Source organism: Sorangium sp. So ce302, assembly GCF_051530145.1.
Taxonomy (GTDB): Bacteria; Myxococcota_A; Polyangia; order Polyangiales; family Polyangiaceae; genus Sorangium; species Sorangium cellulosum_B.
The window spans coordinates 8,268,342-8,282,198 of sequence record NZ_CP150326.1; the positions used below are offsets into that span (position 1 = coordinate 8,268,342).

The 13,857-nt window shown below is 70.0% G+C and carries 12 protein-coding genes; 2 read left to right on the forward strand and 10 right to left on the reverse strand.

The genetic code is table 11. The annotated features are described in order from the left end of the window. Positions 1-83: 83 nt before the first annotated feature. Complete coding sequence (gene lysA / locus WME73_RS31175; protein ID WP_437740022.1) at positions 84-1,391, forward strand: diaminopimelate decarboxylase; 1,308 nt, start codon at positions 84-86, stop codon at positions 1,389-1,391. Between the two features lie 54 nt (positions 1,392-1,445). On the opposite strand, the gene WME73_RS31180 is transcribed toward lysA, so the two are convergent. After that, positions 1,446-2,705 (reverse strand): AAA family ATPase, encoded by a 1,260-nt coding sequence (locus WME73_RS31180; protein ID WP_437911905.1) that lies wholly within the window; start codon positions 2,703-2,705, stop codon positions 1,446-1,448. A 139-nt stretch (positions 2,706-2,844) separates the two neighbouring features. Beyond that, positions 2,845-3,711, reverse strand: a complete 867-nt coding sequence (locus WME73_RS31185; protein WP_437911906.1) for a CPBP family intramembrane glutamic endopeptidase — start codon at positions 3,709-3,711, stop codon at positions 2,845-2,847. 47 nt (positions 3,712-3,758) lie between these two features. Here WME73_RS31185 and WME73_RS31190 point away from each other — a divergent pair, with 47 nt between their 5' ends. Next, complete coding sequence (locus tag WME73_RS31190) at positions 3,759-4,418, forward strand: TetR/AcrR family transcriptional regulator (RefSeq protein ID WP_437911907.1); 660 nt, start codon at positions 3,759-3,761, stop codon at positions 4,416-4,418. A 66-nt stretch (positions 4,419-4,484) separates the two neighbouring features. On the opposite strand, the gene WME73_RS31195 is transcribed toward WME73_RS31190, so the two are convergent. From WME73_RS31195 to WME73_RS31230, 8 genes are all read right to left on the reverse strand, one after another. Next, the gene (locus WME73_RS31195; protein WP_437740026.1) at positions 4,485-5,843 is read right to left on the reverse strand and encodes an LLM class flavin-dependent oxidoreductase; all 1,359 of its coding nucleotides are present in this window, start codon (positions 5,841-5,843) and stop codon (positions 4,485-4,487) included. 317 nt (positions 5,844-6,160) lie between these two features. Next, a complete protein-coding gene (locus WME73_RS31200; protein ID WP_437911908.1) occupies positions 6,161-8,914 on the reverse strand; it encodes a beta-propeller fold lactonase family protein in 2,754 nt (917 codons plus the stop codon). Between the two features lie 249 nt (positions 8,915-9,163). Further along, positions 9,164-9,331, reverse strand: a complete 168-nt coding sequence (locus WME73_RS31205) for a hypothetical protein (RefSeq protein ID WP_437740028.1) — start codon at positions 9,329-9,331, stop codon at positions 9,164-9,166. Further along, positions 9,331-9,510, reverse strand: coding sequence for a response regulator (locus WME73_RS31210; RefSeq protein WP_437740029.1), 180 nt, complete (start codon positions 9,508-9,510; stop codon positions 9,331-9,333). Before WME73_RS31210 ends, WME73_RS31205 begins: the two co-directional genes overlap by 1 nt. Positions 9,511-9,600: 90 nt before the next feature. Beyond that, positions 9,601-10,821, reverse strand: a complete 1,221-nt coding sequence (locus WME73_RS31215) for an ATP-binding protein (RefSeq protein WP_437911909.1) — start codon at positions 10,819-10,821, stop codon at positions 9,601-9,603. After that, on the reverse strand, positions 10,818-11,624 hold the full coding sequence (locus WME73_RS31220) for a hypothetical protein (RefSeq protein WP_437911910.1): 807 nt from the start codon (positions 11,622-11,624) through the stop codon (positions 10,818-10,820). Before WME73_RS31220 ends, WME73_RS31215 begins: the two co-directional genes overlap by 4 nt. A 223-nt stretch (positions 11,625-11,847) precedes the next feature. After that, complete coding sequence (locus WME73_RS31225; RefSeq protein WP_437911911.1) at positions 11,848-12,906, reverse strand: ABC transporter permease; 1,059 nt, start codon at positions 12,904-12,906, stop codon at positions 11,848-11,850. Beyond that, positions 12,906-13,841: an ATP-binding cassette domain-containing protein gene (locus WME73_RS31230; RefSeq protein WP_437911912.1), complete on the reverse strand. Its 936-nt coding sequence runs from the start codon at positions 13,839-13,841 to the stop codon at positions 12,906-12,908. The genes WME73_RS31225 and WME73_RS31230 overlap by 1 nt, the downstream gene beginning before the upstream one ends. Positions 13,842-13,857 lie beyond the last annotated feature (16 nt).

Here is a 13,857-nt window from a genome sequence, read left to right on the forward strand (position 1 = left end):
GCACATGGTAGGCTGTGCCGCGGAATTGCGAACGGTTTCTTCAGGTTGTCTCTCAAAGTTGAAGCGTTGACGCCACGAGGAGTATGCAAGAGGCAGAGATCAAGATCGGGGGCATTTCGGTCCGCGACCTCGCGGAGCAATACGGAACACCGCTCTATGCCTACGATGCCGAGCGCATCCGGGAGAACTTCCGTCGACTCACGCGGGCGCTGCGCGGCAATTACCCGGAGGTGTCCGTCTTCTATGCCATCAAGGCGTGCAACAACCTGGAGATAGCGAAGCTCCTGGTCGACGAGGGCTCGGGCGTGGACGCCGCGAGCCCGAACGAGATCCGCCTGGCGCAGGCGCTCGGGCTGTCGGGCGAGCGGATCATCTACACGGGCAACAGCCTCTCGGACGAGGACCTGGCCGCGGGGCTGCGCGCCGGGGTGAACTTCAACGTGGACGATCACGGCATCCTGAAGCGCCTGTTCTCGCTCGGGAAGCCGCGCTGTATGTCGTTCCGGATCAACCCGAGCGGCGAGGACATCGCGACCCCCGATCTGAAGCCGTTCGCGGGCCCGTCCGCGAAGTTCGGGATCCACCCGCGCCACGTGGAGGAGGCCTATCGCACCGCGCTCGAGAACGGGGTCGAGCGGCTCGGGGTGCACATGATGCCTCACTCGCAGGCGAACAAGCCGGAGAACTTCGCGCACGTCACGGGCAAGCTGCTCGACCTGATCGGCCCGGTGGCCCGGAAGCTCGGCTTCGACCTCGCGTTCGTGGACATCGGCGGCGGGCTCGGCATCCCCTACCGGCGGGAGCAGCCGCCGCTCGACGTGGAGGCCGTCGCCCGCGGGATCGCCGCGATGGTCCGGAAGAAGTGCGCGGAGCACGGCCTGAAGGAGCCGCGCCTCGTCATGGAGCCGGGGCGCTACTTCGTCGGGGACGCGGGCTACGTGCTCGGGCGGGTGATCTCGATCAAGCAGGGGTACAAGACGATCATCGGCACGGACATCTCGATGAACACGATGGCGCGCCCGGTGATGTACGGCGCTTACCACGAGGTGCGGATCAACGGCCGCCGCGGCCAGACGGCCCCGATGGCGATGACGGGCCAGGTCTGTGAGAACACGGATATGTGGATCGCGGAGCGCGAGTTCCCCGCGGACGTCGCCGAGGGGGACGTGGTCGTCCTGATGGACGCGGGCGCGTATGGCCACGTGATGAGCTACGACTACAACGGCCGGCTGCGGCCGGCCGAGGTGCTCGTCGACGGCGGGAAGAGCCGGCTGATCCGGCGGCGCGACACGTTCGAGGACATGGTCTCGCGGATGTGCCTGTCCGACGACATCAAGGAGCGCCTGCGCGCGGCGGCGGGAGAGCCGGCCGGCGCGAGCGGCTGCGGGTGAGCTGAACATCGCTGGGGCGCACGAAGGTGCGCCCTGCTCCAGCGCACCTGAGCTTCATGGCGACACGGCGAAAGGGACGCTCGCCGCACGCAGCTCAACGCACCGCCGGAAGATCGTCGTGTACACGCCCCGGACCTCGCGGTTCGGGATCGAGAGCAGGTGCGAAGGCTGCTCCATTGGTCCCCGCGAGCGCTTCTCGGCCCTGAGATACCCCGTGAGGACGAGGAGGCTCCACAGCACCTCGTCGCTCCGGTCGAGCTCCCCGAGCGGCACGCTCTCGTCGAGCACGCGCTCGATGCTGCCGCCGTCGAGCAGCGTCGCGAACGCCGGCTCGAGCGCGAGCGCGCGCCGCTCGAGCTGCTCCCGCACCAGATCGTTCGAGCTCGTGTTCACCCAGTAGGGCTGCGGCGCGCCGTCTTCGCGGGAGAGGAAGTTCAGGACGCTCCACGGGTTGTAGACGACGGTGTCGCCGAAGAGGTACCCGTTGTACCAGGCGCGCAGCGACGGGAGCCGCTCGAGCCGGCCAGACCTCGTGAGCAGCGACTCGACCTCGGGCTCCGTGAACCCGAAGCATGTGTCGAACTCCGGCGCGAGCAGCGAGTAGACAGCCACGTTGTTGAGACCAGAAAAGATGCTCTCCCTGGCCACGCCCGTGAGCACCGCCTTGAACAGGTGCGGATTGCCCTTGAGGCCCTCGGTAAGGAACGCGCGGAAGAAGCCGATGACCTGCGCGGCGTAGCCGTGGAGATACCCGGCGTGGAGGGGCTCGTCATACTCGTCGAGGAGGATGACCACGCGCTCACCGTGGGAGCGGTGGAGATAGCTCGACAGGTCGAGCAGCGCTGTCTCGTACGCGATCCTGCCGGCCGTGCCGTCGAGGACTTCGCGATACCGCCGGGCCTCACGCTCGCTCAGCGCGCCGCTGCCGAGCAGGTCACGGTGCTCGTCGAAGAGGCGCGCGATCCTGTCTTGCACCCCCTCCCAGAACGCATCGAAGCTCTCGGCCTTCACACCCCTGAAGGTCAGGTGGAGCACCGGGTAGCGCTGGAAGTGCGTGCGGTACTGTTCGCCGGCCTGCCAGATCCGAAGATCACGAAACAGCGGTGAGAGATCCTGCGCGTGCCGCTCAAAGAAACAGCGCAGCATGGAAAGGTTGAGCGTCTTGCCGAAGCGCCGCGGGCGCGGGAGCAGAACGACCTCGGTGCCCGGCCTGTCGACGAGCTCCTGGATCAGGTGCGACTTGTCGACATACTCGAGCCCCAGCTCGCGGAGCCGGCGGAAGTCGTCGATGCCGATGGGGACCTGGATGCTCATGGTGCCTCGGGCAGGGCGGCGTGCCCTCACGGACGCTACTCCGCCGCCCGTCAGCGGCAAGGGCTCCGAACGGCCTGAGCAGGCAGCCAGGCGTCCTGCTTCTCCGCCGCACCCGCCGGCGGAGCGACGGAGCCGCGGGTCACCGCGTCCAGGTCAGCAGCAGCGCGAAGATGGTGAGATCGGCGGCGACGTGCGCCACGTACGGCGCGAGGAGGCCGCCCGCGCGGCGCCGGAGCACGCCGAGCATCACGGCGTAGATCGCCGCCAGGCCGACGCCGACGACCCCGCTCGGGAAGCCGCTCAGGTGGAGGAGCCCGAAGGCAACCGCCTGGACGAGCACTGCCGTCCAGCCGGAGGTCGTCACGGCGTCCAGCGATCCGAGGAACACCAGGCGGAAGACCGCCTCCTCGAGGAGCGCGTTGAAGAGCGCGAACCCCAGGCCGCCGAGGAGCAACAGCGGCAGCGAGACGGGCGGGAGCAGGGCCCGCATCTGCGACAGATCGGGCCGCATCAGCCGGACCCAGAGCACGAGCGCGAGCGCGGAGACGAGGACGACCGCCGCGATCCAGCCGAGGACCGCGGGCCCGAACGCTCCGCGCCGCAGCGGCGGCATCGACGACCGGAGCGCCGGCACGGCGCGCGCGAGCAGCGCGAGCACGACGAGCGGGGCGGCCAGGGAGAGCGGCCACGGCGCGGCGAGCCCCACCGACGCGGGCGCGAGCGTGAGCACCGCCAGGAGAGGCGCGTGGAGCGCCGCCCGGTCCGGCGCGCGCGCCACCGCGAGCAGGGAGGCGAGCGCGACGCCGAAGCAGGCCAGGCCGAGGGCGCGATCCTCCGCGGCAGACGGGTACGCGGCGTAGGCGAACGTCGCGGCAGAGACAGCGCAGAGCCCCGGCCAGCCAAGGCGGGGCGCCCCCACCAGCCCGGCGGCTTCGCCGGCCGGCGCCGCGCGAGGCGGCTCGATCTGCCCGATCTGGTCGAGGCGCTCCAGAAGTTGAGCTTTCACTCGGATATAGTCGAGCTTTTGCTCAGGTTGTCAAGTACGCTCGGCGCATGGCCACGAAGCGCAAGAAGCCGCCGTCGACCGCGCCCCGCCGGGTGCCGCTTCAGGCGAGGAGCCAGCGGCGCAAGGAGCGGATCCTCGACGCGACGGCGGCGCTGCTCGCGTCGCGCGGGCTCGACGCGGTCACCACGAACGCCATCGCGGCGCGAGCGCGGACGTCCATCGGCTCGGTCTACGAGTTCTTCCCGAACAAGGAGGCCGTGCTCCACGCGCTGACGGGGCGTTATCTGGAGCGGCTACGGGCGCGCACCGAGGCGGCGCTCGCGGAGGCGCCGCCGGGCTCGTGGCGGGAGCTCACCGAGCGCTGGCTCGACGCGCTCGCGGCGTTCTACCGGACGGAGCCCGGCTACCGGGAGCTGTGGTTCGGCGTGCAGCTGTCCGGCGCGCTGCTCTCGACGGCCGCGGCGTGGGGGGACGAGTTCTCGGCGCGCGTCGAGGCGATCCTCTCGCCGCTGACGCCCGAGCTCGCGCCCGCCGAGCGGCGCGTCGTCGCGCAGAGCGCGCTGTACATGGCATCGACGCTGCTCGCCCTCGCCGCTCAGCGGGACGAGCAGCAGGGCGCGCTCTACGTCGAGGAGGCGAAGAAGGCGGTCTGTCGCTACCTCGCGCCGTACATCGAGCCGCCGTGCCGGCCGAGGGAGAGCGCGTGATGCGGTGAGGCGCACCGGCGCGGTGTCGCGCGCGGCCAGGCGCCCCCTCGCCCGGGAGCGGCGCCTTCAGGCCGCCGACGCCCGCGGCTTCGCGCTGGCCGCGTGGCGGTTCACCGGCCGCGCCAGCCCAAGGTTCTCCCGCAGCGTGCGGCCCTCGTACTCCGTTCGGAACAACCCCCGCCGCCGCAGCTCCGGGATCACCAGCTCGACGAAGTCGTCCAGCCCGCCCGGGAGCCACGGCGGCATCACGTTGAACCCGTCGGCGCCGCCCTGGGTGAACCACGCCTCCAGCTGATCCGCGATCTGCTCCACCGAGCCCACGATCGTCCAGTGCCCGCGCGCCCCAGCCACCCAGAGGTAGAGCTCCCGGATGGAGAGATTGCGCTTGCGCGCGATGTCGAACATCAGCGCTTGCCGGCTCTTGTTGTTGTTGGTCTCGGGCAGCTCGGGGAGCGGCCCATCCACAGGATACGCGGACAGATCGACCCCGCCCGACAGGCCCGAGAGCAGCGATAGCCCGACCTCCGGCAGGATGAGGTCCTGCAGCTCCTGGTACTTCGCCCTGGCCTCCGACTCCGTCCTGGCGACCACGGGGAACACCCCCGGCATGATCTTCAGCTGGTCAGGGTGCCGCCCGTACTTTGCCATACGGCCCTTGACGTCGGCGTAGAAGGCCTGCGCGTCTTCCAGCGTCTGCTGCGCGGTGAAGATCACCTCGGCGGTCTCGGCCGCGAGCTCCCTGCCCGCCTCCGACGATCCCGCCTGCACGATCACCGGGTGTCCCTGCGGTGGACGCGGGATGTTGAGCGGCCCTCGAACGGAGAAGAACTTCCCCTTGTGGTCGAGCGTGTGCAGCTTTGCCGGATCGTAGTAAGCCCCGGACGCCTTGTCGCGGAGGAAGGCGTCGTCCTCCCAGCTGTCCCACAGGCCGGTGACCACGTCGACGAACTCGCGCGCCCGGACGTAGCGCTGCGCGTGGTCGGGGTGGGCGTCGAGCCCGAAGTTCCCCGCCGCCTCGCCCCCGCCGGTGGTGACCACGTTCCAGCCTGCCCGCCCCTGGCTGATATGGTCGAGCGAGGCGAACTTGCGGGCCAGCAGGTAAGGCTCCTCGTACGTGGTGGACGCGGTGGCGATGAAGCCGATGCGCTCGGTGACGACCGCGAGCGCGGAGAACAAGGTGACCGGCTCGAAGCTGGCCCCATAAGCGGTGCGCCCCTGCGCTCCGGGCCGGTTCTGCAAGGCGAGCCCGTCCGCCAGGAACACGGCGTCGAACTTGGCCCGCTCCGCCGCCTGCGCAATGCGCTTGTAATGCGCGAAGTTGATGCCTCCGTCCGCCTGCGCCTGCGGGTGCCGCCAGGCCGCCACGTGGTGGCCTGCGCCAGGCAAAAAGGCGCCCAAACGGATCTTCCGCTGATTGTCGCTCATGGGGTGTCCTCGGTCTCGGTCCTTCACGTGCGCGCGCGGGCACGTCGCCGCGCGACCGCCGCACGCGATCACCACGCGCTCATCACGCGCGATCTCCACGCGCGATCTCCACGCCCAGAGCGCAAGCGCCGTGCCCGGCGCCGGAGCCACGGGCGCAGCGGCGGAGATCGAAGCGCCGCCCCTCCCCTGCCCCGCGACGTGCTGCGAGGGCAGCAACGGATCACCAGCGCTGCGGAAGCATTGCTGTCAGGGAAGCACCTGTCCGCGGCAGCTCATCGGTCGATGGGCGGGTGAGCGCGCAGGCGCGATCGTTCCGCTCAGCGATGCGGCCACGGGGACGGTCCGTGCGGTCCCCGTCGCGGAACGCTCTCCGGGTCGGCCGGGTCGCTGCCGGCGTCCCGCTCGTCACCGTCGCGGAAGCCGTCGCCGTCGCGGTCGACGCCGATGCGCTCGCCCGACCCGGGCGGCACGCAGGTATAGGTCAGCTCGCCGCCGCCTCTCGTGGCCAGCCAGCGGAGCTCGCCGTCCCACCGCCGCGGCGCGCGCGCGCGGTCGGCGTCGAAACGGCCATTGCCGGTGTACAGAAAGCCCAGCTCGTCCCCATGTGACCAGCCCTTGACCACGAGATCACAGTCGCCGGCGTCGGCGCGCGCCACGAGCAGATCGACGCGCGGGCCGGCCACCGCCGCGTTCGACGACGTGAGCGTGATCTGCTGGCCCACGATGGGCTTCAGGTTCGACTCCAGCGCCAGCATGTACTCCGCCACCTGACGCTTCAGGAGCTCCCCCTCGGGGTCGACGGGGAAGCCGCCGGGGTTCTCCGGCGTCTGGACGAAATCGGAGAACGCGTTGAAGCGGACGAGCGTATCGACGGCGCCGTCGTGGAGAAAGCCAAAGCCGCGGACCTGGTCGCCCATGTGCGCGTTGGAGCCGCCGAACGGGAACACGAACGACTCCGCCATGCCGAACATCCCGACCTTCTGGTACTGATTGCGCAGGTGCGGGACCTTGAAGAGCTGGGTCTCGTTGGCGTTGGCCGATCCGCCGTCGCTGCCGAAGAAGCCCGGCGCGAAGTCGTCGGGGTTGGCGTCGGGATCGACGGCGTGGCACCCGATGCACGAGGCGCCGAGGATGCTCGACACGGGCCCCCCGAAGAAGTCGCGCCCCGCGCTCTGATCGGGCGTGAGCGAGTCGTCGAGCGCGCGGATGGGGTTGGGTGGATACGTGACCTGGAGGATGAAGTCCGTGAAATCGTCCATCTCCTCCTCCGGGATCGTCTCGTCTCGCCCGAGCAGATCGACGAACGATACGCTGAATTTCTTGAACGCCGCCCGCTCATCGAAGACCCCGCTGTCCGGCTGGGACGTGGGCGCATCATGGCCGCCCGTGCGGTCGCCGCGCCAGTGCATCGGCCCGTGGTTCGCCATGCCGCGCAGGCTCTGGGTCGTCATCGGCCCCTTCATCGGGTGCAAGCTCGTATCCTGGCCGAAGAGATCGGTACAGAACGGCCCCGGGTTCTCCAGCGCGGTGCCGTCCGGGTTCCCGAGGTCCCAGGAGAGGCTGTCGAAATCGCCGAAGATATGGCAGCTCGCGCAGGACGAGTCGCCGTGGCTCGAGCTCCGCGACGCGTCATAGAGGACGCGGCGCCCCCGGACGACGCTCGGAGGCTCCGGGTTGTGCATCGGCACGTGCGCGACCTCGCGGCGGGTCCGGGTGTCGATGACCGAGATCGCGTTGTCGAAGCGCGCGAGCACGTAGAGCCGCTGCCTGTCTTCATCGAGGACGAGGCCGGTCGGCCCGCCTCCAGGGACGCGGATCTGGTTCGCGGCGCTGGGCACGAACGTGTCGTTCTCGAGCTTCGCGGTGTCGAAGACGCCGATCTTGTCCGAGCCGAGCGCCGCGACATAGAGGGTCGCGCCGTTGCGCGTCACGGCCATCTGCAGCGGTTGCGCCAGGCTCTTCTTGCTCTCGTCGTTCGGCACCGGCGCGCAGCAGGTGCTGTAATCGATGTGTTTGTTGAGGTGCCTCGGGGCGACGCCGCCCGGACCGAGCACGGTGATCCTGCTCTCGTGCAGGTGGCCGCGCACGCTGTGGCCGGCGAAGATGCCCGGCCCCTCGAAGCGCTCCTCGTTCCGGGCGTCGGTGTTGGACACATAGACCTTCCCGTTCACCGGGTTCACGACCATGTTGAACAGGACGGTCCCAACGCCCGTGAAGAAGCCGCCTGGCCCGTCCACCTGGCGCGGCGGGTTGGCGAGCGCGTCGATGACGAAGACGTCCTTGTCGGGCAGCGAGAGGCGCACCGCGTCGTCCCAGGGGCGACCCAGCTCGTCGACCCAGTGGGCCCCGTCGAACTTGAGAATGAGCCCGACCTCCGGCCGGGGGACTCCCTCGAAGTTGGTGTCGGGCCCGGGCAGTCCGCCCGCGGCCTCCCCGCCGTTCGGCACGAGGCTCTCGTCGATGACGGTCGTGCGGTTGCCCGAGTGGAAGGCGGCGGCGTAGACCCGGCTGCCGTCCGGCGTCACCGCGAGCGCGCGCGGCGTGTCGCTGAAGAGCGTCACGATGGAGAGCGGCGTGCCGCCGAGCGACGTCCCGGGCCGCCTCGCGTCGAACACCCAGACGTCCGCGCGCCCCACGCCGGGCGTCAAGAGCTGCGGATCGAAGGGGGCGTTCTGCCCGCGGTGGGCCGCGGTGATGAAGGCCCGCGAGCGCTGCGGCCCGGCGAATACGATGTCGCGCGGCTCATCGCCCACGAGCAGCGTGCGGACGACGCGCGCCCTTTCGGGCTCTCGAACGTCGACCACGCTCACGCTATCGGACAGGTGGTTCACCACCCAGACTTCATCGTCGCTCCGGGCAGCCACGGCGACCGGCTCGAGCCCCACGGGCACAGACGCCTTGAGCTGCAAGCGATGGGCTTCGACGCGGAAGATCTCCAGCCGGTTGTCGGGCGTGTTCACCGCGAAGAGCAGCTTGCCGTTCGCCGACAGGGCCAGGGGGCGGACCTGGCCCGATTCGAATGTCGTGAACGGCGTGGCGGCCGCCGCGGGGAGAGCGGCGGCGAGGGACATGGCCGTAGCACCTGCGCAGACAGCCAGGAAACGGCGCAGACAGCATGATGGCAGCACGCTTTCAAGCTATGTAAAATAAATACGATTAACAACAAAAAAGCGGTCGAGCGGTCGCGCCGTCATGGCCAACTCGCTGGCGGTGCCCTGGCTACGTGGTCGCACAGAGTGACTGTCATGAGTTCGATTCATCGTGCGCCGCCGTACGCCGACTCACCCGCGCGGCCCCGCAGGCGCGCTGGCAAGACGGCGTCAGCGGACCTGTCGCAGCGCGTAGTCGATGCCGCTCCGGAGCGTCCCCCGGGTGACCACGGTGCTGAGATCGATCTCGAGCGAGACGAGCGTTTGCGCCAGCTCGGGACGCAGGCCGGTGATCACCGTCGTCGCGCCGAGCAGCCGAAGCGCCGCCGCCGTGCCCATCAGACGTCCAGCAAGATGAGATCCGGCGCCACTTCCTTCGCGAGCTGGATGGCTCGCAGGCCGTTCGTCGCGGCCGCGATCTCGAACCCCCAGCCCGAGAGGTTGTCGCGGAGCAACCTCAGGTTTCGCGGCTCGTCGTCGACGATCAGGACCGTTCCGGTATCACTCACGTTCGTCACACTGCCCTCTCCAGCGGATGACCTCACCCTTCGCGCCAGCGACGCTGCATGAGGATGACTGCGCTCATAACAGATCTCAACCCGACGCCCTCATCGGGCGCCACCGTCGATACGCCCGCCGACGAGCTCTTCTCTCGATTCCAGCCGGAAGTCCTCGGAGAGCTCGCGCAGGTGCTTGGCGAAAGGCGCGAGCCGAGGGTCGCCCAGCTCGAGCTTGTCCGCGTATTTCTGGATGTGATTGACGAGCCCCTTGCGCGCGAGATCGCGCAAGGCCTTGAGGTCCTCGTCCGGGGGCAGGACGACATCGCGGATGCTGGTCACACCCGAGCTGGGGCTCGGCTCCGTCTCCTCGCTGGCGCCGTCCTGCCGCTCGTAGATCCACTCCAGCTTGAGGTGTCGCTGCAGCTTCTCGAGCAGCTCATCCATCTGCAGCGGCTTGGCCAGGAAATCGTCAGCGCCCGCTTCCAGGCTCTTGTCCTGGTCGGTGATGAACGCGCTGGCGGAGGACGCGATGATCACCGTCCCTGCGAGCTCCGGCGCCTTGCGCATGCGGCGCATCATCTCCCAGCCGTCGAGCACGGGCATCGCGAGATCGGTGATGATCAGATCGAACCTCTCGCTCGCCGTCCTGTCCAGGCCCTCCTGGCCGTCGTTCGCCTCCGCCAGCTCGAACCCGAGGGTCGCGAGCATGCTGATGACCACGGCGCGGTTCTCCGGCTTGTCGTCCACCACGAGGAGCCTCCGTCGCGAGCCCTTGTAGCCGACGATCTGCCCCTGCTCCGTGCGCCTCACGGTGTCCGTCCAGTCGGGCGCCTCGGCGAGCGCCAGGTCCATCCAGAAGACGCTGCCCTTCCCGAGCTCGCTCCTGACCTGGATGGAGCTGCCCATCAGCGTGACGATGCGCTGGCTGATCGCCAGCCCGAGCCCGGTGCCCTCGCGGTGACGACTCTTGTCTCCGACCTGCTTGAAGGGCAGGAATATCTGGTCCAGGTGTTCGGCGCCGATGCCGGTCCCCGTGTCCTCGATCTCGAAGCGTATCCTGTGCGTCTTGGTCCGCGATTCGGGGCTCGCGCCGTCCTCCGGGAGATCCTTGCGCGCGCCGTGTGGCCCGCCGGGCACCTCCGCGACCGTGAAGGTGACGCTCCCGTTCTCGGTGAACTTGATGGCGTTGCCGAGCAGATTGAGCAGGATCTGACGCAGGCGCCGCTGGTCGGCGCGCACCCCCTCGGGCAGCGTGGGGCCGGGCTTGAACACGAACGCGATCCCCTTCTGCTCCGCGCGGATCCGGCAGATCTCGGCCGTCGCGTTCAAGAACGACGGGGATACAGCGAGAGCTCCCGGAAGCTGTCCATCACCGCGTTGACCGTGACATCGTGCCCGGCGCTCCCCGCGAACACCCCGTCGCGGAAGAACGGCACCACGACGCTCACCATCCACTCGCGTGCCCCCGGGTCGTAGCTCGTCGGCGTCCAGCGCGGCTTTCCTTCCGGGTTGTTCGCCGGGAGCGCGAGCGTCGTCCACTCCGAGTTGACGAAATCGACGGTCGTGTCGACCTGATCGATGTAGCTCGTGTGGCTGGGCCAGTACATCACGAGCCCGTTCCGCCTGGGGATGAGCCAGGTGTTGATGGGCTCCCCCGGCGCCCCCGCCGAGTACAGCTCGGTCATGCGCTTCAACTCCAGGAGAAAGACCTTCTCCCGGTCGTCGAGCGGGTACCCCGCGGGCAGCCAGACGATGGCGTCTCGCCTGGGCTCGAAGCCCGCGTTGCGCGACACCATGCCGCCGTCGCGCGACGGCCCGACGAGGGCGTCGAACTTCTGTGGGGTCTCTCCCTCGACTTCATGCAACGCCGAGGTGAGCATGCGGCCGTACCGCGCGACGCTCGCCTCCGCCTGGATCAGGCGGTCGTTCATGCGGCGGGTCCACTCGTCATGCGTCCGCGCGAGGGCGCCCAGCTCGTTCTTCAGGATCGCGCCCTCGATGGCCCACGCCGCGATCCACAGCCCCGGACCCACGAACACGAGCAGCGCGACGGCCAGCGGCCCCGCGACCCAGAAGGACAGACTCGGCGCGGTGCGAGGGCGTTGGCCGCTCCGCTCCCCCCGTTCATTCATGCGGTCATCGTACACGAATACAGGACCGCGCCACTTTGGAAGGTCAATGTCCTGAACAGAAAATATGGACACACGGTAGGAGCATGCGAGCCTGACGAGGACTGCGCCGCCACCACGACGCAGGTTGACTGACATGCTCGCGGAGCGATGGAGCGATTGGCGCACAGCGTGCGCCGGTGAGCTCACGCACCGTGGCCCGTTGGCGCTGGCCGCGGCGCGGCGGCTACTCCCAGCGGAAGAGCTTGAGGGCGAGCGCGAAGGTCGCGACGCCCCAGACGGCGAGCAGCGCGAGCTCGGGCGCGATCGCGGCGAGCGGCGCCCCCTCGAGCATCACGCCCCGGAGCGCGTCGTTCAGCGCGGTGAGGGGCAAGGCCTGGACGAAAGGCTGGATCGCGTCGGGGAAGCGATCGGCCGAGAAGAAGACGCCGGAGCAGATCCACATCGGGAACGTGACGAGGTTGCCCAGGCCCGAGATGCCCTCGAGGGTCCGCGGCCGCGCCGCGATGAGCAGGCCGACCCCGGCGAACGCCAGCGCGCCGACCACGGCGACCAGCGCGAGCGCAGCGAGCGAGCCGGCGATCGGCACGCCGAGCACGAGGGCCGCGAACAGGAGCAGGGCCACGACCTCGAGCGCCAGGAACACGAGCCGCGCGCCGAGGTGCGACGCGAGGAGCTGCCACCGCGGCATGGGCGCCGCGACGAACAGCTTCAGGAGCTTGCCGATGCGCTGCTGCACGATCGCGACCCCGATCCCCCAGATCCCGGTCAACATCACGTTCATGCCGAGCAGCCCGGGCACCAGGAAATCGACGTAGCGGGAGCCCCTCTCGGCCTCGGTCACCTCGAGCGCGGCCGGGCGGAAGGCGTCGGCGCGCCCGGCCGCGCGCTGGAGCGCCTGGTCCACCTCGAGCCGGGCGAGGCGGCTCTCCGGCCGCGCCGGATCGAACCAGTACGTGGGCGGATCGGTGGCGAGCACGACCAGCGCGACCTTGCCCGTCCGGAGCTCCTGCTGCGCCTGCGCCCGCGGGACCACCCGCGGGACGACCTGCCCCGACGCCTCGAGCGCCGCGCGCCGCGGCTCGGCCCCGGCGCCCTCCTCGACGCTCACCCGCACGGGCTCCGCGGGCTGGTCCCTGAACGCGACGGCCAGCGCCGACGAGAGCAGGATCGGGAACACGAACATCCAGAAGATCGCCTCGGGCTCGCGCAGGAACTCCACGACCCGCGCCCGGATGAGGAGCGCGAGCGACGAGGCGCGCAGGGAGCGGAGCCAGCGCGCCATCACGCGGCCTCGTCGTCCGCGAGCGTCCGCCCGGCGAGCGCCATGAACACGTCCTCCAGGCTCGCGTGGTGCGTCGCGAGCCGCTTCGGCGCGGCCCCGCGCGCCGCGCAGAGCGCGAGCAGCGGCGGGAGCACGCGCGCGACGTCGCGCACCGTCAGCCGGAGCGCCCCCTGCGCGGAGCGCACGGCCTCCACGCCCGGCAGCCCCATGAGCTCCTCCTCGGCGATCTCCGCGTCCACCTCGACCTCCACGACGTGCTCGGCGCCGAGCGAGGCGACGAGCGCCGCCGGCGTGCCGAGCGAGAGCAGCCGCCCGCGATCGACGATCCCCACGCGGTCGCAGAGGCGCGCGGCCTCCTCCATGTAGTGCGTGGTCAGGAGGATCGTGCGGCCGCGGGCCTTCAGATCCTCGACGATGGCCCATATCTGACGGCGCGACGCGGGGTCGAGGCCGGTGCTCGGCTCGTCGAGGAACAGCACCTCCGGATCGCCCGCGAGCGCGCAGGCGAGCGACAGCCGCTGCTTCTGCCCGCCCGACAGCGTGCGCACGAACGCGCTCGACTTTTCCTGCAAGGCCACGCGGCGCAGCGCCTGCTCCGGCTCGATGCCGCGCGGGTAGAAGCTGCGGAACAGCGCGATCACCTCGCCGACCCGGAGCTTGTCCGGGAAGCGCGTCTCCTGGAGCTGGATGCCGAGCCGGGCGCGCAGCGCGATGCCGTCCCCCACCCAGCGCTCGCCCAGCACCTCGACCTCGCCGGCGTCGGGGCGGGTCAGCCCCTCGAGGATCTCCACCGTGGTCGTCTTGCCCGCGCCGTTCGGGCCGAGCAGGCCGAAACACTCGCCGCGCTGCACCTCGAGGTCGAGCCCGTTCACGGCCACGACGTCCCCATAACGCTTGACCAGGCCGCGGCAGACCAGGGCGGGAGAGGCAGACACGGCACGTCTGTATCGC